The organism is Thermoflexus hugenholtzii, from assembly GCF_018771565.1.
Lineage (GTDB): Bacteria > Chloroflexota > Anaerolineae > Thermoflexales > Thermoflexaceae > Thermoflexus > Thermoflexus hugenholtzii_A.
Genome location: NZ_CP076326.1, coordinates 364,475 through 386,587 on the forward strand (window position 1 = coordinate 364,475; position 22,113 = coordinate 386,587).

The 22,113-nt window shown below is 67.3% G+C and carries 14 protein-coding genes; 6 read left to right on the forward strand and 8 right to left on the reverse strand.

All coding sequences use genetic code 11. The features are described 5' to 3' along the window. Positions 1–166 precede the first annotated feature (166 nt). The 3 genes from KNN16_RS01795 to KNN16_RS01805 all read left to right on the forward strand — a co-directional run bounded on the left by KNN16_RS01795 (position 167) and on the right by KNN16_RS01805 (position 3,654). Positions 167–685, forward strand: a complete 519-nt coding sequence (locus KNN16_RS01795) for a MaoC/PaaZ C-terminal domain-containing protein (RefSeq protein WP_303898355.1) — start codon at positions 167–169, stop codon at positions 683–685. Between the two features lie 189 nt (positions 686–874). Further along, positions 875–2,761: a 2-oxoacid:acceptor oxidoreductase subunit alpha gene (locus tag KNN16_RS01800; RefSeq protein WP_303898357.1), complete on the forward strand. Its 1,887-nt coding sequence runs from the start codon at positions 875–877 to the stop codon at positions 2,759–2,761. Then, positions 2,746–3,654: a thiamine pyrophosphate-dependent enzyme gene (locus tag KNN16_RS01805; RefSeq protein ID WP_299286044.1), complete on the forward strand. Its 909-nt coding sequence runs from the start codon at positions 2,746–2,748 to the stop codon at positions 3,652–3,654. The genes KNN16_RS01800 and KNN16_RS01805 overlap by 16 nt, the downstream gene beginning before the upstream one ends. Before the next feature lie 147 nt (positions 3,655–3,801). Here KNN16_RS01805 and KNN16_RS01810 read toward each other — a convergent pair whose 3' ends face one another. The 4 genes from KNN16_RS01810 to KNN16_RS01825 form a co-directional block, all read right to left on the reverse strand. Further along, the gene (locus KNN16_RS01810; protein ID WP_303898360.1) at positions 3,802–5,250 is read right to left on the reverse strand and encodes a hypothetical protein; all 1,449 of its coding nucleotides are present in this window, start codon (positions 5,248–5,250) and stop codon (positions 3,802–3,804) included. Next, the gene (locus KNN16_RS01815; RefSeq protein WP_303898362.1) at positions 5,247–6,539 is read right to left on the reverse strand and encodes a KGGVGR-motif variant AAA ATPase; all 1,293 of its coding nucleotides are present in this window, start codon (positions 6,537–6,539) and stop codon (positions 5,247–5,249) included. The genes KNN16_RS01810 and KNN16_RS01815 overlap by 4 nt, the downstream gene beginning before the upstream one ends. Continuing rightward, positions 6,536–6,937: a hypothetical protein gene (locus tag KNN16_RS01820; RefSeq protein ID WP_299286053.1), complete on the reverse strand. Its 402-nt coding sequence runs from the start codon at positions 6,935–6,937 to the stop codon at positions 6,536–6,538. The genes KNN16_RS01815 and KNN16_RS01820 overlap by 4 nt, the downstream gene beginning before the upstream one ends. An 80-nt stretch (positions 6,938–7,017) precedes the next feature. After that, positions 7,018–8,865: a glucosyl-3-phosphoglycerate synthase gene (locus tag KNN16_RS01825; protein WP_303898364.1), complete on the reverse strand. Its 1,848-nt coding sequence runs from the start codon at positions 8,863–8,865 to the stop codon at positions 7,018–7,020. Between the two features lie 349 nt (positions 8,866–9,214). On the opposite strand from KNN16_RS01825, the gene rsgA reads away from it, so the two are divergent. Both rsgA and KNN16_RS01835 read left to right on the forward strand, forming a co-directional pair. Further along, positions 9,215–10,132, forward strand: coding sequence for a ribosome small subunit-dependent GTPase A (gene rsgA / locus KNN16_RS01830; protein ID WP_299286058.1), 918 nt, complete (start codon positions 9,215–9,217; stop codon positions 10,130–10,132). Positions 10,133–10,606: 474 nt separating this feature from the next. After that, positions 10,607–11,167, forward strand: coding sequence for a Uma2 family endonuclease (locus KNN16_RS01835; protein ID WP_299288116.1), 561 nt, complete (start codon positions 10,607–10,609; stop codon positions 11,165–11,167). A 48-nt stretch (positions 11,168–11,215) separates the two neighbouring features. On the opposite strand, the gene KNN16_RS01840 is transcribed toward KNN16_RS01835, so the two are convergent. Continuing rightward, positions 11,216–15,946 (reverse strand): DUF2298 domain-containing protein, encoded by a 4,731-nt coding sequence (locus KNN16_RS01840; protein WP_303898366.1) that lies wholly within the window; start codon positions 15,944–15,946, stop codon positions 11,216–11,218. Positions 15,947–16,151: 205 nt separating this feature from the next. On the opposite strand from KNN16_RS01840, the gene KNN16_RS01845 reads away from it, so the two are divergent. Beyond that, entirely contained in the window at positions 16,152–17,312 is a 1,161-nt protein-coding gene (locus KNN16_RS01845) for a glycosyltransferase family 1 protein (protein WP_303898367.1), read from the forward strand. A gap of 124 nt (positions 17,313–17,436) precedes the next feature. On the opposite strand, the gene KNN16_RS01850 is transcribed toward KNN16_RS01845, so the two are convergent. From KNN16_RS01850 to KNN16_RS01860, 3 genes are read right to left on the reverse strand one after another with little or no spacing between them, the layout of a single operon-like run. Beyond that, on the reverse strand, positions 17,437–17,775 hold the full coding sequence (locus tag KNN16_RS01850) for a CU044_2847 family protein (protein WP_303898369.1): 339 nt from the start codon (positions 17,773–17,775) through the stop codon (positions 17,437–17,439). A gap of 24 nt (positions 17,776–17,799) precedes the next feature. Next, the gene (locus KNN16_RS01855; protein ID WP_303898371.1) at positions 17,800–20,592 is read right to left on the reverse strand and encodes an ATP-binding protein; all 2,793 of its coding nucleotides are present in this window, start codon (positions 20,590–20,592) and stop codon (positions 17,800–17,802) included. Next, positions 20,589–21,947 (reverse strand): serine protease, encoded by a 1,359-nt coding sequence (locus tag KNN16_RS01860; RefSeq protein WP_303898373.1) that lies wholly within the window; start codon positions 21,945–21,947, stop codon positions 20,589–20,591. Before KNN16_RS01860 ends, KNN16_RS01855 begins: the two co-directional genes overlap by 4 nt. Between the last annotated feature and the right edge of the window lie 166 nt (positions 21,948–22,113).

Here is a 22,113-nt window from a genome sequence, read left to right on the forward strand (position 1 = left end):
CTCGCGAAACTCATAAAAGGCCTCGCCGTCCGACACAGCGAGGGGCTTCCACCTCTTTGGATCTTTCCCCCGAGCCGATTATACTTCAGCCATCCTCAAGGTTTCGCGGGAAAGGCATGGCTCTCCTTTGATCCTGAGTTCCACCTTGCTCGGAGGAGGGAGACCGATGACAACGTGGAGTGCAGGACCGCGTGGGTTGTTCTTTGAGGACCTGGAGGTCGGGTGGAAAGTCCGCACGCCCGGCCGCACGGTCACCGAGGCGGACATCGTGGAGTTCGCCGGTCTCTCCGGGGATTACACGCCGCTGCACACCGACGCGGAATACGCCCGCGGCACCATGTTTGGGGAACGGATCGCCCACGGGCTGCTGGGGCTGGCCATCGCCTCCGGCCTGGCGACCCGCCTCGGCTTCCTGGAGGAGACGGTGGAGGCCTTCACCGGCCTGGAGTGGAAGTTCCGCGCTCCCATCCGCATCGGCGACACCATCTACGCCGAGATCGAGGTGGCCCAGAAACGCCCCACGCCCGACGGCCGCGCGGGCTTCGTGGTCTTCAACGTCCAGGTCCGCAACCAGCGGGGCGAGGTGGTTCAGCGGGGCCAGTGGACCCTTCTGGTGCGCGCCCGGGGCGCCGGGGCGCCTCAGGCCTCTCCGGCGGCTTCCTCGGAGCGTCCTTCGGAAGGATGAAGCGAGGCGCCGGACCGCCGGATCCCCTATTTGGGGGAGCGTCTCACCCGTTTGGGGGAAACAAACGCCTCAGCGGCCGCATTCTGTTACAAATTTTACAAGCAGGGCCTTGAAGGATATACTTAGGAAAAGACATCGCCGGCCTGGAAGGCTGGCGTTCCGCCCATCTGATCGGGGGAGGCGTGTGCCATGCCCAAACGGTTTGTCTCCTGGATGATCGGGGGGCCTCAGGGCAGCGGGATCAACGTGGCGGCGGAGACCCTGGCCAAGGCCTTCAGCCGAGGAGGCCTTCACGTTTTCGCCAACATCGAATACCACTCCAACATCATGGGCAAACATAGCTACTATCGGGTCCGCGTCTCGGAGGAGCCCGTCCACGCCCCGGTGGATGAGGTCCACCTGCTGGCGGCCCTCGATGAAGAGACCCTCTTCGGCGATCATCACCACAACCCCGAGTTCCCCACCCACCACGGCCATGTCCACGAGGTGGTCCCGGGCGGGGGGATCATTTACGACGCGGACCTGGGGGACATCCGGGAGCGGCTGGGGCGGGATGACCTGCGTCTGTATCCGGTGCCGTATTTCGAGATGATCCGCCGGGCGCTGGAGCCCTTCGGCAAGGCAGCGGAATACCGGCAGTATGACATCATGCGGAACACGGTGGCCCTGGGGGCGACCCTGGCCGTCCTGGATTACGATTTCGATCTGGTCGCGGAGGTCATCCGCGAGCAGTTCAAGGGGCGCCGGGCCCGGCTGGCGGATCTCAACATCCAGGCCCTGCGGGTCACGTATGACTACGTGCATGAGCACTTCGGGAACGACTTCCCCTGGAAGGTGCGCCGGCGGGAGCGGCGGCCGGATCAGATCCTGATCCGCGGGGTGCAGGCGGTGGCCCTGGGCAAGCTCCAGGCGGGGCTGGGGGTGCAGACCTACTATCCCATCAGCCCGGCCACCGACGAGAGCACGTATCTGGAGGCGGTCCAGAGCCGCTACAACGTGGTGGTGATCCAGACGGAGGACGAGATCTCGGCGATCAACATGGCGGTCGGGGCGGCCCACGCGGGCGCCCGGGCCTCCACCTCCACCGCCGGGCCCGGGTTCGCCCTGATGCCGGAAGGCATCGGGTTCGCCGCCATCACCGAGGCGCCGGGCCTGGTGGTGTTCCTCTACCAGCGCGGCGGCCCCAGCACCGGGCTGCCCACGCGCACGGAGCAGGCGGACCTGGGGTTCGCCCTGCACCCGGCCCACGGGGAGTTCCCTCACATCGTCATCGCCCCGGGGGACGTGGTGGAGGCCTTCTACGACAGCTTCGAGGCCTTCAACTGGGCGGACCGCTACCAGATGCCGGTGATCGTGCTGGTGGACAAATACCTCGCCAGCAGCTACGTCACCGTCCCCCGCTTTAACACCCGGAACCTGGTCATCGACCGCGGGGTCCGCTATCGGCCCGATGGCCAGCGGGACGGCTACCTGCGCCACGCGGTGACCGAGAGCGGGATCTCCCCATGGGTGGTCCCGGGGACGGAGGGGGTGGTGTTCTGGACGACCAGCGATGAACACAACCCGAAGGGGCACATCTCCGAGGGGGTGCTCCACCGGGTGGAGCAGATGGACAAGCGCATGCGCAAGCTGGAGCTGGCGGCCCGGGAGATCCCCGACAGCAAGAAGTTCACCCTGCACGGGCCGGAGGACGCCCAGGTCACGCTGGTGGGGTGGGGGACGACCAAGGGGGCGATCCTGGACGCCCTGGAGGAGCTGTCGGCCTTCAACGGGCTGACCTTCAACTTCCTTCAGATCCGGATGATGCGGCCCTTCCCGGCGGAGCCGGTGGGAGCCATCCTGCGGCGGGCCCGTCGGGTGATCCTCATCGAGAACAATTACTCCGGTCAGCTGGGGAACCTGATCCGGGAGATGACCGGCTTCCGGATCCCCCATCGGGTCCTGAAGTATGACGGCCGCCCCTTCACGGTGAACGAGATCATCGAGGGGGTGCGCCGGGCGCTGCAGGACAACGAGGAGCGGATCGTGATGATCTCCAGCGAAGCCCGGGAGGTGATCCCATGGCCTACGCGGTGAAGGACTACAAGACCGAGGTCTGGGTGGACTGGTGCCCCGGGTGCGGGGACTTCGGGATCCTGAACGCCATCCACCAGGCCCTGGCGGCCCTGCAGCTGCCCCCGCATCGGGTGGCGGTCTTCTCCGGGATCGGCTGCTCGGGCAAGACGCCGCACTACATCGGGACCTATGGGGTGCACACGCTCCACGGGCGGGTGCTGCCGGTGGCCACCGGCTTCAAGCTGGCCAACCCGGAGATGACGGTGATCGCCGTGGGGGGCGACGGCGACGGCTATGGGATCGGGGCCGGGTATTTCCTGGCCGCCGGGCGGCGCAACGTGGACCTGACTTACATTGTCTACAACAACGGGGTTTACGGGTTGACCAAGGGCCAGGCTTCTCCGACCTTGCCCAAGGGCGTGCAGACCAAGTCCCTGCCTGAGCCCAACCTGATGGAGGCCCTCAACCCCATCGCCGTGGCCCTGGGGGCGGGTTACACCTTCATCGCCCGCGGCTACGCCTACGATGTGCGGCATCTGCGGGACCTGATCGTGGCCGCCATCCAGCACCGGGGCACCGCCCTCATCGACGTCCTCCAGCCCTGCCCGACCTACAACAACATCTACACGCGGGAGTATTACAACGCCCGCGTCTACAAACTGGAGGAAACGGGCTACGACCCGGTGGTGCATAATCCGGCGGATGAGAAGGAGATCGTGGAGAAGAAGGCTCAGGCGCTGTTGAAGGCCTATGAGAACGGGGATCGGATCCCCATCGGGATCTTTTATCGGGTGGAGCGGCCGACCCTGGAGGACGAGCTGGCCACCCGTCTGCCCCACTGGGGGAAGGCCCTGGCGGACCTGGAGCCGATCTACCGGCGGGATCTCACCCCGCTGCTGGACGAGCTGAGCTGAGGCGCAAAGGGGTGTGTCCCGATTTTGTCGGGCCTGGCCGCTTCGTAGGACAACTGCGAGCAGTTGTCCTACGATTTTGGGACACACCCGCGCAAAAGGGGGCGGGGCGTCCGAAGACGCCCCGCCCGCGTTTTCCTCCGGCTCAGATCAGGCCTCCCGAATCGGCTTCACGCCCCCTCGCCGTCCCAGACCATATCCGATCCGGAAAACATCGGGGATGTTCACCCGCCCGTCTTCCATGCGGAGGAAGATCCCCATCGCTTCCAGGTCCTTCCGAAGCCCTTCTTCTCCTTCTTCGATGCTCGGGGGAAGCATCTTCTTCTGTTTTAGGGCTTCCACGACGTTTTGCTCCCGCCAGCGCCTCTTGATCTCTTGAAAGTCGCAGGGCACCACCAGGCCGCGAAGGGGGCGCATCAGATCCTCAAGCCAGGGGTAGTCTTCCCGCAGCTCATCCACCCGGATCTGGGAGGCTCGCTGAACCCCCCGTTTGATGCTTTCGTAATGTAAGGCGAACCGGTGATCGGGGTAGCGTTTTTCTGTGTCCTCGGCGGCAGCGCGCAGGGCGATCAGGAACGAGCGAGGACTGGTCCGCCCGTGGGCGTCGGCGAGGTGGCCGGGCAGCCAGGTGTAAGGGAAACCCCGCTTTGGGTCGCGTCCCATCCACGGGCCAGCGATTTGGTGGAAAAGGCTTCGGTGGGATTCCTCCTCCTCCCGCATCTTTCGGGGCCACTGATAGATGATCTGGCCGTTCACTCGAATCAGGTCCCATCGGATCTTGGCTTTCTGCTCCGCCCACTCCCGGAATTCATCGGCGTTCTCTTCGTTCCCCAGATACTGCCAGAGGAGGCCGTAAAGATCCGGGCGCGTCCAGTTCAGGGAGACCCTGGAGGCGATCACTTTGGAGGCGTCCGGGAACGTAGCGACTCGGGATTCGTCGAACTGATCCGGGCGCAGGAAACATTTCAGGCGAATGCGCTGGGTGGGCCGCAGTTCCAGCGCGATCTGCAGCAGCCCGCGGATCAGGTCATACATTGTTTCTCGATCCTCCGCAGCCTGCTCCATCGCATCAAACAGGATCAGGGCCCACGCGCCCTTTCGCTGCAATTCCCGGTCCTTCTCTTCAAGATGCCGGGCGATCTCTTCCGGATGCTCCTCGACCCAGTCGATTCGCGCTTGCCAGCCCCGCATGGGATCGAGTCTGTCCGACAGCAGGTTCCAGACTGCCACCGTCTTCCAGAGCATGCGGGGGGATTTCCCGGCCCTTAGCAGCGAGCGGATCGTGTCCTTATCTGGATAATTCTCGATCCTCGAAACTTGCCCGAACCCGATGTGCACCTCGGTGCGCTCTTCGATCTGGATGCTCCTGTCGATCTGGGCGATCATCGTTCGAATGGGGGGCTCCTGGAGCGCGGACCACCAGAAGCTCTTCCCGGACCCGCGGATCCCGATCACAACCATGGCATCCGGACGAAGCGCCTTGATATGCGATGGGGGGAAGTAAACGTGGCGTGGCTCCATTCGCCCCCCATAGGCGCTGGGCTCTTCGGGGAGCGCCCGAAGGATCAGCGCGCGCAGGTCATGCGCCGAGACCTTCATAAGCCTGCCTCCGGGAGCAATTGCCGCTCAAACCGTTGCAGGAACTCGCTGTAGGCGCTTTGGACAGGCCCGCTTTCCAGAGAGCGCAAGTCCGGCCAGGCCAGCAGGCCGCGCTCCCAATAGATCGGCAGGGGGGTGTGGGGGGCATCCTCTTCCATCAGATCGAAGGAGAACCACTCCCCGTCCGGCTCCCCGGGAGGCACCTCGTCGTAGAGCCATTCTCGAAAGAGATCCCACGCGTGCTGTCGAAACCGCCGCAGATATTCTTCCTGGGCGGTGGGGGGGACCAGGGCGGCCGCCAGGAAGAGGCGCTCTCGAACCTGTCGAATCGCCTGATTTTGAGCCCAATGCTGGAAGAGGATCCGATATCCCGACCATGTGGGCTCCGAATCGACGGCGAAGAGCAGAACCTGCGCCTGCAGGCCGACGATCAGCGCCGCCGCGATGTCGTGAAGGCCGCTGCGGCTGTCCATGACCACTAAGTCCGGGCTCGCATGGGCCTCCAGGCTCCGGACCAGACGCCGAACCCGATCCACCCATTTCTCGGGAGAACCCCCAACTTCCCGGGGAGGTTTGTCCAGATACGCGCGGCCCAGCTGGGCGAGATGCTCCCGGCATCGCCTCCCGTAGGCGGGCACCACCATGACCTCTCCGGTGAAATCCATGCTCCACGCGGGGCGGCCGATCATGTCGGGCACAAGGACCTCGGCCTGGTCGACGAGATCCTCCACAAGCCATTCCACAAGCCCGAAGTCCGGATGCTCCTCCGGGCTTAACATCGAGGATAGGGTAGGGGATTCCAGATCGAAATCGAGCACCAGGACGCGCTGTCCCTTCCGGGCCAGATGGGCGGCCAGGACGGCGGCCGTTGTGCTGCGTCCCAGCCCGCCCTTCAGGGCGAAGAGCACGAATCGGGGCGGACCGGCGAGCTCGGATTCGGCGATGGTCACCCATCGTCGCCCGCTGATCTCCCGATCCAGAAAGTAGATCGTCACGCCCTCCTCTTCCCAGATCACAGCTTCCGATCGCAGTTCCTCCCGATCCTCCGGCTCCAGGTAGAGGATGGCCCGCTCGGGCGGATAAGCGTGTGCCCCCAGGGTGGAATGCAGGCGCTCCACCAGCCGGCGGATCGGCTCCGGCGGTTCGGCGGCAGGCTCCGGAAGAAGCACGGAAACCCGGCCGATCAGATCCCGGAGGATCCATACCTCTAAGCCCACAGGCAGTTCGGCTTCTCGAATCGCTTTTCGCACGAGATCCCGGGTCTCCCCGAAAGTGACCACCCTGTTCATATCATTCCTCCCCGTCGGGCCTGCAGGACGAGGTTGCGGATCTCCTCTGCTCCTTTGCGGTGTTCCTCCACGAATTGGTCCGTAAAGTGCTGGCGGGAGGCGTATCGCTGATCGACCGACCAGTTATGAAAAGGGTTCCGATTGGGCAATGTGCCCAGCTGGGCGATCCTTCCTCCTTGGGCAAGCCGCGCCGCCTGATCCCAAAGACGATCCACGTGGACGCGCTGGTGACGGCCCGGCGGTCTGCCGGTTATCAAAGGCCAAAGCGCTTTCAGGCCGCATTCGGCAGCCAGGCCATAGAGGTGATCCGCGTTGGCCCATCGCCGATTCCCGAAAAGGAGCTCGGCGTCTTCCCAGTGCCTCTCATGGGCGTCCAGGAAATCCTCCGGCCAGTTCATCACCTCTTTTCTCCCCGGCGGGTTCTCGCGAGCGGAACGCGCCTGATCGGCCTCATGGTGGTCGGGAGCCGGATGACCCGTCAACCGCGCCCGGGAGGCACTCCGAGGAGGGCCGGCTCTTGTTTCCGAAACCGCTCCCGGTAGGCGGGGAGGGTGATCATCGGCGGGCGCTCGGCGTCCCCGATCTCCTCCACCTCCAGGTAATAGCGGCCCGGCTCATGGCGGATCAGCTTCATGGAGCGGTTGACTTCCTCCAGCAGCTGGATCTTGTGCCGGTCCTCCAGGCGCCGGATCACCACCTGGATGATGGCGAAGGCCATCTTGGAGAGGGCCTCCAGGTCCTGGTTCCGGTGGATCCGCTCCTGCAGATCCACCTGGGCGATGGACCACAGGCCGAACCGCTCCAGGATGTCGATGAGCAGCCCGATCTCCACCCCGTAGCCAGTGAAGAAGGGGACCTGCTCCAAGATCTCCCGGCGGCCGGCGTATTCCCCCGACAGCGGCTGGATCAGCCCGGAGAGCTCCGGGAAGAAGAGGTTGATCAGGGGCCGGGCCACCAGCTCCGTCACCCGCCCGCCGCCCCCCGCTTGCAGCCGCTCCCCCACCCGGATGGGACGCCGGTAGAACCCCTTCACCAGGCCGATGCGCGGGGAGCGCAGCAACGGGCCGATCAGCCCATAAATGAAGCGGGGATGGTAGTTGGTGATGTCCGTATCGGTCCAGACGATGAGATCCCCCCGCAGGACGTAGAGGCTCTTCCACAGCGCCTCCCCTTTGCCCCGATAAGAGCCCACCTCCGGGAGGATCTCCGGGTGGATGTATACCGGGACGCCCTTCTCCCGCGCGATCTCCCGGGTGCGATCGGTGGAGGCGCTGTCGATCACCACGATCTCATCCAGGAGCGGGTAGCGCTCCATCAGGGCCTCGCGGGCGATGTCCAGGATGGGGCCGATGGTGGCCTCCTCGTTGAGGGTGGGGAGCCCCAGGCTGATGGTCACCCCCTGAGCCCGCTTGAGGGCCACCAGTTCCTCCAGGTTGGAGAACTCCTCGGCGTCGAAGGTGTTCTCCGCAAACCACTTGTCCACCAGCACGGAGATGGGAAGCTGGGCCGGCGCGCCCCGCGGTCGAGGCTGGCCGGGGAGGAAGGCCCGGGCGGCCCGGGCCAGGATCAGCGGCTTCTCCGTCCCCTGGCTCAGGGCACGGGCCAGCGGCCCCAGACCCTGAGCCTCCTCCCGGCCCGGTCGGGTGGGGGCACCCAGGACCGCCCCGTCGTGGTGGCGCAGCTCCTCCAGCACGGCCTGGGCGATCTCGCCGTGCAGGACCATCTGGCGGGTGATGCGGGGGAACTGCCGGGCCAGCGGTCGGAAGGCGGCCGCCACCCGTCGGGCCTCCGAGGCCGCGTGGAGCAAGGTCACCTGCCCATCCCAGGCCTCCGCCAGCGCTAAGGCGACCTCCACCGCCAGCTGGGTATACGGCCCGCCCCGCACCGGCAGCAGGATCCGCCGCCAGGGCTCCCGGATCGGACCGCGGACCAGGAGGAGATCGCAGAGGGATTCCTGGAGCACCCGGGCCAGGGGCGCTCCCAGCACCGGACCGTCCGGATCGCCGTTCCAGGGCAGGAGCATCAGCGAGACCCGGTTCGCCTGGAGGAAGTGAAGGACCTCCTCCCACGGGCAATGGGAAACGCGGATGCGAGGACGGACCCGGAGGGGCAGCTCCGGGAACTCCGCGGCCAGCGCCATCAGCCGCTGGCGCAGCGTCCGGGCCTCCGCCGTCCCATGGCTGAGGGAGCGCTCCGGCGGGAGGGCGACCAGCCCCAGCAGGGTGATCTCCCCCCGCTCCGCCGGACACAGCGCCGAGGCCAGCGGGAGCAGCCCCCGCGCGGCCTCGACATCTTCCACCGGGATCAGGATCTGATCGAAGGGCATCGCCACCTGACCGTCAGGAGCTGAACGCGAACCCGGGGAGGACGCGAGCGATGGCCAGTGGGTCCTCCTTTATTCTATTGCAGGAACGGGCAGGCCGGCGGAGGCGGGCCCGGTCGCTTCGGGTGTGTCCCGATTTTGTCGGGCCTGGCCGCCTTGTAGGACAACTGCGAGCAGTTGTCCTACGATCTTGGAACACACCCGTCGCTTCGGGCTCCCGGGGGAGGACCGTGGATCGTGTATAGTCAAATAAGGGAAGCGTGCGGGAAAGCCCGGAGGCCTGCCGGCGCGCCGAGGGGCGCCCGCTGTGGAAGCCCGAAGGAGCCCACATCGTTCGGGAGGGAGTGCGCGGATGCGGAGTCTGGAAGAGGGATTGGTGATCCGGACGCTGGGCGCGGCGTATGATGTGCAGGGCCCCGATGGAGTGGTGCGGTGCGTGCTGCGGGGGCGTCTGCGGCGCCAGACGGAGGGCCCCCAGCGGCCGGTGATCGGGGACCGCGTGCAGTTCGAGCGGGTCTCCCCGAAGGAGGGGGCCATCATCGCCATCCTCCCCCGGCGCACCGCCCTGGTCCGCCGCGAGCCGCTGGATCCCGAGAAGGCCCACGTCATCGCCGCCAATCTGGATCAGATCGTGGCGGTCTTCGCCGCCGTCCCGGAGCCCGATCTCTTCCAGATCGACCGTTATCTGGCGGTGGCCGAGGCGAACGGCCTTCCCTCTCTCCTGGTCCTCAACAAGATCGACCTGGCGGAGGATCTCCCTGCGCTCCGGGAGCGCCTCGCGGAGTATGAGGAGCTGGGCTATCCGGTGCTGTATACCAGCGCGGTCACCGGGGCCGGCCTGGAAGCGCTGCGGGAGCGGGTGCGGGGGAAGATCAGCGCCTTCATCGGCCCCTCCGGGGTGGGCAAATCCAGCCTGCTGAACGCCCTCCAGCCCGGCCTGGGGTTGCGCGTGGGGTCCATCAACCCGCGGACCGGGATGGGGCGTCATACCACCACCCGCAGCGAGCTGATCCCCTTTGAAGGCGGATATCTGGCCGACACCCCTGGCTTGCGGGACATCGGTGTGTGGGGGATCCGGCCGGAGGACCTGGCGGCGTGTTTCCCGGAGATGCGTCCTTACATCGGCCGCTGTGAGTTCTCCGATTGCCTCCATCTGGAGGAGCCCGGCTGCGCCGTCCGCCGCGCGGTGGCCCGCGGGAAGATCCGCCGGCGCCGCTACGAGAGCTACCGGCAGATCCTGATCGAGCAGCAGGCGGCCCGCGCCTCGTAAGGCCGGGAAGGCGTAAAATGGGCCTGGGAGGGCCGCTTTCTGTAGGAGGGGCTTTCGCCCTGAACTTTCGGCCTTCGATGGCCCGGTGGTCGCGGATGAAGCCGCTTCCCTCAATCCCAGATCTTCTGTCTTCGGTGGCGCAAAAGGTCGCGGCTAAAGCCGCTCCTACCAAGATGCCGATTTTCTGTAGGAGGGGCTTTCGCCCCGAACCTGTCTTCAAGATCCCGAAGGCTACGGATGAAGCCGCCCCCACGATCCCGCGTCTTCCGTTTTTGGGGGCGCAAGGGTCGCGGCTAAAGCCGCTCCTACCGAAGGATGATCTTTCTGATAGGAGGGGCTTTAGCCCCGAACCTTTGTCTTCGAGATCGCAGGGGTCGCGGCGAAGGCTGCACTTACAATCTTGAACCTCGCGTTTTCGATGACACGGGGATTCGCGGCTGAAGCCGCTCCTACAAACAAAAAAGGTGGGGGGCGATGATGGGCGTGAAGGTGCGGTTAACGGCGGCGGATCTGTGGCGGATGGGCGAGGGGGATGTCCGTCGCGAACTTGTGGACGGGGAGGTCATCGAGATGTCACCGGTCGGCGGAGTGCACGGTCATGTAGCGGCCCGCGTGACTTCCCGCCTCTCTCGCTATCTGGAGGCCCACGGAGGAGGATGGGTAGTCGTGGGCGATGTGGGGTTTATTCTGAGGCTGCCGTGGGATCCGGAGCGGGTGCGGGCGCCGGACGTGGCCTTCGTTGCGGCGGAGCGGTTGCCGGAGGGGAAGCTCCCGGCGGGGTTCATCGAGGGGGCGCCGGATCTGGCGGTGGAGGTGCTGTCGCCGAACGACAACGCGGTGGATCTGCAGCAGAAAGTGCGGGACTACCTGGAGGCGGGGGCGCGGCGGGTGTGGGTGGTGGCCCCGGAGGCGCGGACGGTGACGGTGTATCGGCCGGACGGGACGGCGCGGTTCCTGCGGGAGCACGAGGTGCTGGAGGGGGAAGAGGTGCTGCCCGGCCTGGCCATCCCCCTCGCGGAGCTCTTCGGATCGTGAGGGCGAGCTCTTCCTCCCCCCGATGCCCCGGCGCGATCCATCGTCGCTTCAACGGATGACCTCGTAGATCCGCACTCCCTCGTTGGCGAAGGCCAGCCGGAGATCCCCGCGCGCGATCAGGAGGGGGAACTTCCCGAACCCCTCAGGCGGGTAATACAGGCGCTCCGCGTATCCGTCCATCACGTAGCGCACACGGTAGCGGCGCAGGATGGCCATCGCCTCATCCGGGTCGGTGGTCTCATAAAACCGGTTGACGTCCGCCTCGCGGCGTTGAATGATGGATTCCGGCACCACCGTCCGCTGCTGCCGCTGATGCCAGTCCCACCCGAAGACCACCGGCAGCCCGGTGAACATCGCGACCCGGCTGCGCAGCCCCCGATACGCCGGCGAGCGAACCGACTCGATGACCACGGGCGTTCCCTCGACCCGATCCCACAGGAAGCGAAGGGCCTCGAACTCCTCCCGCACCGGGTAGCGCACCCCCGCCTCGTCGGCGATGGCTTTCTCCATGAAGACGAAGCCATCCAGGGTGGGGCCCACGGAGACCTCCCAGCGGTCATACAGCCGGGCCCGGGTGGCCAGGACGGGGTAGAGCAGGGCGGAGAACAGCAGAAAGCCCAGGAAGCCCCGCCAGAGGACGCGCCCGGCCGGCGCCCACCGGCGGGCGGCCTCCTCCACCGTCAGGACCGCGACGGCGGCGGCGAGGGCCCAGAGGAACCACACCTGGAGGTAGAACTTGAAGACGGTGTTCATCCGCCCGATATCGCCCTTCAGCACCACCTGCTCCACCCCCAGGGTCAGGGCCGCCGCGCTCGCGACCCAGATCCAGAGGAAGCGGCGCTCCGGCGCCTGATAGGGGCGCAGGGCGAGGGCGACGCTCAGCAGGATGATCGGGATCGCGAGAACGGCCACCGGAGCGATCCGGCTGCCTCCCAGCCACAGGCCCAGGCCGAGCGCCCCCGCCACGATCCACCCCACCGTCCCCAGGGGATCGCTCCGCCAGCCCGCGAGGACCCAGCGGCGCAGCCGCCAGGCCTCCCGCACCAGCCACATCAGGATCGGCCCCAGGAAGAGGCCGTGGAGCAACAGGTAGATGTCCAGCGGGGTGCGGTCCCCTTTCCAGAGTTCAACCGCCGTGTATGCGGTGGCGTAGTGCGCCAGATAGGGATAGAAGAGCAGGACCCCCACCCCGACGAAGGCGACGCACCGGACGAGCCATCCCTCGATGCCGGACCCCGTGCGGAGATCCCCGCGGGTCCAGGCGTTGAGGGTGAGGGCGGCCAGCCCCAGGAGGAGGTGGGTGGGGTAATCCCACGTGTTGGTGGGCCGCAGCGCGCCCACGACCAGGGCGCCCAGGGCGAGGGCGGCGATCCCCGACGGCTCCCCCCAGCGCGCCCGGCGCAGCCAGGCCAGCCCGATCAGCAGAGCGGCCAGCTGCAGGGGGAACGCCATCATGTGCGCGTGCAGGTCCGCATACAGGAACGTGAAATAGGGGAACTCGGTGATGGGCGTGACGTCGCGATCCGGGATCAGGCGGGTGGGATTCCAATACCACCACTCGATGCGGGCGGGCAGCGCCGCGCGGCCGGTCAGCACCTCTCGCATCCCGATGAGGGTTTCCCGCAGGGAGGGGGACTCCGCCTCCGTAACCTGAGCCCCCACCTCCTGGAAGAGGTCGGAAAGCAGCTTCAGCTCCCCCAGGTTGCCCACGCCCACCGCGAACAGGGCGGCGAGCAGGCCGGCGGCGATGGGCTTCCCCCGCGCCCGGGGCCATCCGGCCGCCGCAAGGTGCGCGCCCGCCGCGAAAGCCCCCAGGGCGGTCAGGGCCGCCAGGGTGGGGATCGCGGCGTTATAGGCGTAGCGCACCTCGAAGCCCAGGAACTTGATCGGCGCTCCGACGATCACGTAGCCGAAGTAGTAGTAGTTGATATAGCCGCCGGCGAACCAGGGGTCGTAGGGCGGGAAGCGCAACGAGCGGATCGTCGCCAGCAGATACGAGAGGTCCATGGGCTTCTCCCCGCCCATCACCGGATGCCAGAGATCCGGATGGCCCAGGCGGATCAGCAGCCAGAAGGCGAAGGCCCCCACGGCCACCGCCTCCTCGACCCGCCAGAGGGGATCCCGCAGGGCAGCCCGGATGGCCGGCTTCACTCGAGGCCACAGGAGGACGTCGACGACCAGGCCGGCGAGCAGGGTGAGGCCCATGGCCGTCCGGTTGAAATCCATGATCCCCAGGCTGGCCATCAGCCATGGGAGGAAGGCGAAAAGCAGTGGCCCCAGGATGCGCGCGAGCGCGTATCCGCGATCCCGCAGGCTGGGGAAGGCCCAGGCCGTCAGCGGCCACGCTCCCCATCCGAGCAGGGTGAAGAAGAGCCACCAGGCCAGCACCCCGAGGGCCGGCCACCGATTCAACGGGCTCTCGGATGGGAAGATCGCCCGATACGTGGAGGCCGCCTGCTGGCGCGCCCAGACGACCGGATCCAGCATCAGGAGGCCGCGGGCCTGGGTATACTGGCGCGGCGTCTGCCAGACCACCTGGCTCAGATCCACGGATTCCAGCACCCGGCGGGCTTGTTCGAGGGAGAAATCCGGCCGCTTGCGGAAGATCCAGACCGGCGGATGGTCGTAGACGCTGAAGGCCTCCTCGGCGCCCCACAAGGGCTCCTCGAACCCCAGCGGGGGAAGATCGAAGCCGATGCGCCCGCCGATGTCGTCGATCTCCAGCGGCCCCAGGCGCGGCTTCACGTGGAAGACGGCGACGAGGTCGAAGCCCAGCCGGCCCTCAAAGAGGGCCCGGTAGTAGGCGACAGTCATCGGGTAGCGCAGGGGGAGACGGGGGATCGACCAGACCAGGCGCTGGCTGGAGAGGACGATCCAGTCCGCCCGCTCCAGCCACTCCAGGGCGCGTTGGCGCTTCTCCTCGTTATCGTCGTCATACCAGGCCATCTCCAGGCCCTGGTAGATCGAGAACCCATCCTTCCCATCCACCCGCAGGGGCAGGCCGTCGTCCCAGTGCTCGTTGGCGATCACCGAGGAGGCCAGCAGAAGCGGCCCGCCCTCGGCCCGCAGGCGCAGGAGGTAATCCCCGGCCGGCAGGACGAGAGGCTCCGGCCCCCCCGCCCGAACGGGATCCCCATCCGGATGGCGGGGGACAGAGGGGGCGGGGATCCGGAGCTGCAGGCGGACGGCGCCCGCGGGATCTTCCAGGGTCAGGTGGAGCAGGCCGGGCGTTTCCCCGAGGGCGCGCAGATGCGGGATCTCCAGGCCTGAGATCGTCTGCGCAGGGGTGATCGGGACCGTCAGGACGAGTTCCTCCTGGACCAGGAGGCGATTTTGGCCCAGCGGCAGGGGATAGCGGGCGCCGGGGGGATCCGCGCGCAAAAGGGTGATCGCGGTGGGGACGTGGGCGTAGAGCCAGCGGGAGGCGGCGACCCGGGAGACCGGCTGGCGGTAGATCCCGGTGAAGGCCCAGGCCCAGAGGAAGGTCCCGCCGACCACGATCCCGATCCCGGCGAGGGCCAGCCATCGTCCGGCCGGTTGGGGGAGCCGTCGCAGGCGCAGGAGCCCCCAGGCGGCGGTCAGGGCCAGGGCCGGATAGATCGGGAGGAAGTAGCGCATGGATTTCACCCACTGCGTCCCCATATACAGGAAATACCCGCCGGTCCACAGCGCGAGGAGCAGCCAGCCCATGGGGATGGGATCGAGCCCGATCCCCTCCTCACGCAGGCGCCGGCGGAGGGCCAGCCCCAGCCCCAGCCATCCGAGCCATGCCGCGGCGCCGAAGGGGAGGCCCATCCCCCACAGGACCATGTTCTTCAGGGGGAAGAGGATGGGCGTCCGATCTGTCCATTGATGGCCGGGCGGGTAATCGGCGGCCCCGCTGATCAGCGCCTGGATCTCCCGCATATTGGCCAGCCAGCGGGGGTCGGGGAGGATCCATCCGGCGAAGGCGTAGGGCATCCCCAGGCGGAAGGCGAGGGCGGCGGCGACCCCGGCGGCGATCCAGAGGCGCAGGGTCTTCCCGGGGCCGCGGAGGGACAGGAGGGCGGCGAGGGCCATCAGGGCGAGCAGCGGCCAGAGGTTGATGCGGGAGGCCAGGGCCGCCCCGGCCATCGTCCCGGTCAGGGCCGCGGCGGCCGGCGTGGGGCGGCGGAGCATCCGGATCATCCCCAGGAGCGCGGCGGTGCTGAAGAACGTCGCCCAGGTGTCCGTGGTGTAAAAGTGGGCCTGCTGGATGTTCATCACGCTGAAGGCCATGAGGGCGGCGGCCAGCAGCCCCCCTTCGACCCCCATCAGCGCCCGGCCGATGAAAAAGGTCAGCAGGACCGTCCCGGCGTCCAGGAGGGCGGAGAGGGCGCGGCCGAGCAGGGTGATCTCATCGTAGCCGAGGGCCGTGCGGCGGGGAAAGGGACAGATGCGGGCCTTCCCCGGAGATGGCGCCTCCGCCTGGGGCCGACGCTCCATCTCCAGCCGGGCCTCCGCCTGACAGATCGCCGTGACCAGCTCGCCGATCCCCCGGGTGAGAATGATGGGCAGGTCCCCGTAGACGAAGAAGGTGTAGCCCCGGTTATAGGGGTTCAGGGGGGAGCGGGCGGAGTCCAGGTATTCTCCCAGGTCCCGGGGCCAGGCCAGGGCCTCCGTGACCATGGTGAGGAAGCGCTCGTCGGGATGCAGATGCTGGCTCTCGTCCCAGTTCAGCCCTGTCAGGCGAAGGGCCAGGGCGACGATCATGATGAGGGGGAGCAGAGCGATCCACCAACCCTTTTCGTCACGCGGCATCGTGCCCATGCGTCTGTGGCGTCTGAACCGGATTGTGCAAGTCCTTCCCATTGTAGTCGCAGGCCTCGGTTCCCGGCCAGCCCGCCCGGCATGTAGGGCGACTGCTCGCAGTTGCCCCACGGTATAATGGGGCCGGCGGCGGCCCCTTCGCGTCGGAGGCGATGAGGCGACCCTGCGGATCCTTTCGGGCGCGAACGGCGGAGACATGGCGCGCATCGTGATCGACGTCACCGCGGCGGTGCGGCAGGGCGCGGGGATCGGGCGCTATGCCCGGGAGCTGACCCGCGCCATCCTGCAGGCGTTCCCGGAGCACCGTTACACCCTGTTCTACGCCGGCCCGGTGCGCTTCCCCCTGACGTGGGCGCAGGCCCCTGGGCTTCGCCTGCGGGCGGCCCCGCTGCCCGAGAAGGGCATGGTCTGGCTCTGGCATCGCCTGTCCCTCCCGGTCCCCCTGGAGCTCTTCACCGGGGTTGCGGACCTGATCTATTCCCCGGATTTCCTGCTCCCGCCCACGCTGCCCGGGCGGCGCACGCTGCTGACCGTCCACGATCTTTCTTTTGAGGTGATGCCCGAGACCCTCCCCACGCCCCTGGTGGCCTACCTGCGCCGGAACGTCCCCCGCGCCGTCCGGCGGGCGACCCACATCCTGGCCGACTCCGAGGCCACGCGGCAGGATCTCATCCGGCTGTGGGGCGTGCCGGCGGAGAAGATCACCGTGCTCTACAGCGGGGTGGAACCCCGCTTCCGGCCGGTTCAGGACCCGGCGCTTCACGCGCGGGTTCGGGCGCGCTACGGGCTGGGGCCGTGGCCGTTCATCCTCACGGTGGGCACGGTGCAGCCGCGCAAGAATTACCCGCGCCTGATCGAGGCCTTCGCCGCCCTGGTGCGGGAAGGGATCTTCCCCGAGGGCCATCTGGTCATCGTGGGGGAGAAGGGGTGGCAGGCGGAGGGGACCTTTGAGGCGATCCGGCGCTCGGGGATGGCGGAGCGGATCCACTGGCTGGGCTTTGTGGACGATGCGGATCTGCCGGCGCTGTATTCCGCCGCCGCGGTTTTCGCGCTGGTCTCGCGGTATGAGGGCTTCGGCCTGCCGGCGCTGGAGGCGATGGCCTGCGGGACGCCGGTGGTGGCCTCGCGGGTCTCCTCCCTGCCGGAGGTGGTGGGGGAGGCGGGGGTGCTGGTGGACCCGGAGTCCGTGGCGGACATCGCGCGGGGGCTGCGGGCGGCCCTGGAGGATCCCGAGCGGCGGGCGGCGTTGCGGGAGGCGGGCCTGGAACGGGCCCGCCGCTTCACCTGGGAGGCGGCCGCCCGGCAGTGGCACGAGATCGTCTTGCGGCTCCTGAAGGGGACTCAGGGCCTTCGGTGATCCCTTTCGACCACAGGATACGTAGGGCAACTGCCCGCAGTTGCCCCACATAGGAGGAAGCCGGCTCCGGTCGTGCCGCCGGGGAACAGGATGCGGACGGTGCAGGGGATCAGGCCTGAGCGCCTCAGGCTCCCGGCTTTCTCTCCTCCCGCCTCCAGGTCAGGGTGATCTTATAGTGAGCCTCGGTGCTGGCGGCGGCGATGAACGCGCCGGCCTGGGCGTTCAGGCTCAGGCCGAACTCCACCTGGATCTCGTCGGGCGGGTCGTGGAGGGCGCGGAGCTTCTGGATGAGGACCTGCGCGGCCGGGCGGATCCGGTCCAGGGCGGCCTCAAAGGTCTGCTGCGCCTTCAGCACGCCCCGCTCCCCCCGCGCCGCCGGGATCATCCCCGGCTCCTCCGGCACCTCTGCTTCCACCAGGATGGTGGCACCGTCCTCCAGGGGGAATTCAATCAGGCGCTTCATCGTTCGCCTCCGATTCCGGCTTGCTTACTTGTAAAGCGCCATGCGCAGCCACTGGGCCATCAGGGGGACGGAAAGCCGTATCCCTTCTTCCGTCTCCGTCACGAGGTCGTGGTGGATCAGGGTCTGGAAGGCCTTCTCTCCGGCCTCCGGGTCCAATCCGGCTGCCTGAATCAGGTCCTGGCGTGAACGGACCGTCTGTTCCGACCCTGCAAAGGCCTGCAGGATGCGCTGGCCATCGGGGCCGGCCTCCTCCCAGACGCCGCTGAAGTAATATTCGGCAGTCAGGAAGAACTCCCGGAAGAATTCGGGAGTGAGCATGGCCCTCAAGTCCTCCACCGTCACCCGGCGGGGGGTGTTCCGCCCTTCCCGCCGGAAACGCTCGTTCCAGCGCTCCACCAGTTCGTAGCAGAGCCGCTGGATCAGGTAGGGTTGCCCACCGGTCAGGCGGTAAATCTCCTCCGCCAGCGGTTCCTCCATATCCAGCGCGAAGTCATCCGTGGGGCGGCGGATGAGCCAGACGGCCTCGTCCCGGCTCAGAAAGGTCACCTTCACCGGCTCCGCGCTTCCGTAGAAGACGGCGTGGTAATGGCGCAGCTCCTCCTCCAGCCGCTGACGCCCCGCCAGGATGAGGTTCAGCCAGAGATGCCGCCCCAGCGCGGCCCGCAGGTAACGGAGGAAGTCCGGCTCAAATTTCCCGACCTCGATCTTCTCCTCGATCAGCTCATACTCGTCCACCGTCAGCACTAAGCGCCGGCCCGCCATCTGCGGGTCCAGCCGTTCGAGAAGACGGTTGAGGGCCTCCGTGGCCTGCCCGAAGGAGGCGTATTCTGCGCGGTCGGGAGGGGGGCCGGGGTCCAGGCCTGCCGTTCGGGCCGCCGCGTGGATCGCTCCGGCGAACTTCTGGAGAAGTTGGCCGGTGTGGTCGGCGGCGATGAGATCCTGCATATCGGTGGAGGCAATCAGGATGTTCGGCGGCCGCTTCTCCTGCAACCGCAGGAGGATGGAGGACTTGCCCATCCGCCGGTGGCCGTAGAGGATGAGGACGGGGAGGGGGGTATCCGGGGGGCTGGCCCACCAGCGCTCCAGTCTTTCCAGCACCCCGCTCCGACCGACGAAGGTCTTCCGCACCGGGCGGCCGCTGGCCCCCTCCATGAAGGGGTTCTCCACCGGGTGTAGCAGGACCTCCTCTCCGATCTCTCCGATCCAACGGGTTAGGACCTCCCGCCATCGGACAGCGACCTCCCGGATCAAATCCGCCTCCGGGGGCTCGCACGTTTCCCCGGCGGTCTCGATCAGGCGGGTCAGGATCCCGATGGCCCGGCCGACGGCGGCGGAGCGGAGCGCAGGGCTCACCGCCTCCCGGGCGGTCCGGATTTCCCCGGCAGCCTCCGCCAGCTGCCGGAGGGCCGCTGTCGTTCCGGGGCGCAGGGAGGGGCCTTTTTCATGCGAGCTGAAGATTGCGCTGCGGTTGGCCCACGCGGCAATGCCCGGGACGCTTTCCGCCTCCATCGCGGCCTTCAGCGCGGAGGCGATCTCCAGCATCTCGTTCCCATAGGGGAGATGACGGACGACCTCAAAAGCCCGGACCGCTTCCTCCAGTTTCTTTTCGTGGAGATACCAGAACCCGGCGCAGGCGGCCCGGGCCGGGGTATCCAGGCGCGGCTCTGGATTCTTAGGCTCGCGGAAAAGAGCCTCTTGCAATGAGGCGGAGCTAAAGCGAACCAGGTTCCAGTCGTAGGGAGCCCGGGCCAGTTCCGCTACGGCCGGGAGGATCCGCTCCTCCGGCATCCGCTCCAGCACCCGGTTGACGGCGTGGACGGCGGGGATGAATTGAAGCGTGTAGGCCAGAATCTGATTGACATTGTATACCCCGGCGGCCCAATCTATCTCCAGCCAAGCTTCCAGTTGCTTTTGCACATTGGGGAGAGGAATCAGCGTTACATGGTGCAGATTTCCTCCTCCCCGAGACCATTTCCATGCGGTGGGGAGCATCACTGCAAGGTAATCGGGGAAACGAGAGATCGCCACGCCAGTGGCCACGCTGGCCATTATGCCAAGCACCACCCAGATCACCCAGGAGAGCACGCCGAGCACCACGCTAAGCACTACGCCGGTTATCACTTCGCTCACCATGCCGGACCTCACGCCGGCCCACACGCTGATCACCAAGCCGATCACTAAGAGGAGGGCGCCGAACATCCTGCCAACCATCACGCCGACTGCCACGCCGGCCGCCACGACGAGCGCCACGCCAAACCTTACGCCGCTCACCACGCCGAACGCCACATTGGCCACCACGCCGAGCGCCATGCCGAGCATCACGCAGAGTGCGAAGAGCATCTTGTCGCTTCTCACGCTGTTCGCCACGCCATACGCCACGCTGAACGCTACGCTGGACGCTACGCCGAGCGCCACGCCGAGCGCCACGCCGCTCAGGCCGAACTCCTTACCGAGCTCCACACCGAGCGTCACGCTGGCCAATACGCTGGGCATCACGATGAGTGCTACACCGCCCCAATTTACCGGGACCCCTACCCATTGCAATCCGGTAATCAAGAAAGGAACTGCAAGGAGGATCGAAAGCAACCCCATCAGCGCCATATTCTTCTGAACTGGGTCCTCCCTCAGGGCGGGGAGAAGGTCGGGGCCAGTGGCCTTCCGATACCTGGGGTCCGCGAAGGTCTCCACATACCAGCGGAGGGCCTGAGGGAAGAAAAAGACCCAGTAGAGGAGCCGCAGGTAGTCCAGCGGGTTCCAGGGCTGGAGGGGGCGTTTCAACTTGGGAGCCAAATCCAGGCGGGGGACATTTGCGCTCATTCCAGCGCCTCCAGATCCCTCTCATACCCGGCTCGCCAGTCATAATCGGGGTCGGCCAGGGCCTCGTAGCGGTGGTGGGCGGCCCGCTGCAGCCGGTAGGGGTGCCGTCCAGAAAGGGCGATGATCTCCCGGCAGGTCGCCGGGTCAAACCGGGGGGCCTCCGGCGCCCAGGGGTGGTCCAGCAGGCGCTGGGCCTCTCCTTCGGTGAAAGGGCCCACTTCCAGAGGCTGGAGGAAGTCCCACGGTGTGGAACCCCTCTCCGGCCGGGGGAAAATGTTCCATGGCGGCACGCGGCTGGCCGTGACCAGGCGGAAGCCCGGTTCCCGCTGGCAGAGGGCCCGGCATCCTCGAAGCATGTCCAGGTCAAAGCCCCGCTCCAGCGCCAGGTCCAGCTCGTCCAGCAGCAAAACCATCCGGCGGCCCCGCAGCGCAGCCCGAAAGTCTTCCCAGGTGTCCCCGCTCCCGCCCAGCCGGGCGATGGCCTCCCGGAGGAGTTGCCGGGCCGGGATGGGTTCAAAGAAATCCCAGAAGAGGGTGGGAATCTCTTGATCCAATCGCCGTTTCAATTGCCAGAGGACGGAGGACTTGCCGATCTTGCGCTCCCCGATGAGGGCGACGGAGCCCGCCTCAAGCTGCTGGAGCACTCGTTCCAGCAGGCGTTCCCGCCCGATGAAACGGGCGGGGTCTCGGATCGCCAGGATATCGGTGAAGGGATTGGGAGGCAAGGGACGTTTGACCGGCATCGGGACAAGGCTTGCGATGAGAGACGCGGGGATGATGAAGGCCGCCTTCACCGAGGGATCGCTCTCGGCGGCGGCGACCATGCCCACCACGCCGCCCAGGTCGTCGTCCCAGACCGGGGCGCCGCTGAAGCCCGGCTCCACCCAGTAGCTGATCTCCTTGGTGCCCTCAATCTGAAGCCAGCCGCGGGCGATGGGGCCCCGGATGATGCCGCTCGCCCAGACGCCCTCCGGATGCTTGTCCGGGAAGCCGAAGGCTCGGATGGAATGGCCCCAGAGGTCGCCGCCCTCCACCAGCGGAGCCGGCTCGGCACCCTCAGGCGGGTCGGATTCCAGCTCCAGAACGGCGATGTCGTCCTGAGGATGCCAGCGGGCGACCCGCGCAGTCAAAGACCGGTCCTGCGCCAGAAGGGGGAAATCCAGAAAGATCGGACCAGGCGGCGGTTCCGGCGCGTCATCCAACAGGCCCAGGGCGTGGGTCACCACATGGGCGCAGGTAACCACCTCCCGTCTTCCCACCAGGAAGCCCGAGCCGATGACGGCTTTCCCGTCAACGGCATAGATGCGGACCTGGGCGCCCTGAATCCGATCCACCGGGTCTGCCTGGCGTGTCATCCTGCCCTCCAGATCCTCCGGCCTCGCCGGGCGAGGACGAAGGGAACGACCGCCGGCGCGAGGATGGGAGCGCCGAAGCCGGGCGTGGACCCTTGACCGCGCCGGCGTTTGCGGTATCCTTTGCCTCGGCGGAGGTCGCCTGTCGCCGGCCCTCGGCCGATCATCC

Bases quoted from the DNA above. Each gene is read 5' to 3' on its own strand.
- KNN16_RS01795 (WP_303898355.1), top strand. From the start codon at position 167: ATGACAACGTGGAGTGCAGGACCGCGTGGGTTGTTCTTTGAGGACCTG.
- KNN16_RS01800 (WP_303898357.1), top strand. From the start codon at position 875: ATGCCCAAACGGTTTGTCTCCTGGATGATCGGGGGGCCTCAGGGCAGC.
- KNN16_RS01805 (WP_299286044.1), top strand. From the start codon at position 2,746: ATGGCCTACGCGGTGAAGGACTACAAGACCGAGGTCTGGGTGGACTGG.
- KNN16_RS01810 (WP_303898360.1), bottom strand. From the start codon at position 5,250: ATGAAGGTCTCGGCGCATGACCTGCGCGCGCTGATCCTTCGGGCGCTC.
- KNN16_RS01815 (WP_303898362.1), bottom strand. From the start codon at position 6,539: ATGAACAGGGTGGTCACTTTCGGGGAGACCCGGGATCTCGTGCGAAAA.
- KNN16_RS01820 (WP_299286053.1), bottom strand. From the start codon at position 6,937: ATGAACTGGCCGGAGGATTTCCTGGACGCCCATGAGAGGCACTGGGAA.
- KNN16_RS01825 (WP_303898364.1), bottom strand. From the start codon at position 8,865: ATGCCCTTCGATCAGATCCTGATCCCGGTGGAAGATGTCGAGGCCGCG.
- rsgA (WP_299286058.1), top strand. From the start codon at position 9,215: ATGCGGAGTCTGGAAGAGGGATTGGTGATCCGGACGCTGGGCGCGGCG.
- KNN16_RS01835 (WP_299288116.1), top strand. From the start codon at position 10,607: ATGATGGGCGTGAAGGTGCGGTTAACGGCGGCGGATCTGTGGCGGATG.
- KNN16_RS01840 (WP_303898366.1), bottom strand. From the start codon at position 15,946: ATGCCGCGTGACGAAAAGGGTTGGTGGATCGCTCTGCTCCCCCTCATC.
- KNN16_RS01845 (WP_303898367.1), top strand. From the start codon at position 16,152: ATGGCGCGCATCGTGATCGACGTCACCGCGGCGGTGCGGCAGGGCGCG.
- KNN16_RS01850 (WP_303898369.1), bottom strand. From the start codon at position 17,775: ATGAAGCGCCTGATTGAATTCCCCCTGGAGGACGGTGCCACCATCCTG.
- KNN16_RS01855 (WP_303898371.1), bottom strand. From the start codon at position 20,592: ATGAGCGCAAATGTCCCCCGCCTGGATTTGGCTCCCAAGTTGAAACGC.
- KNN16_RS01860 (WP_303898373.1), bottom strand. From the start codon at position 21,947: ATGACACGCCAGGCAGACCCGGTGGATCGGATTCAGGGCGCCCAGGTC.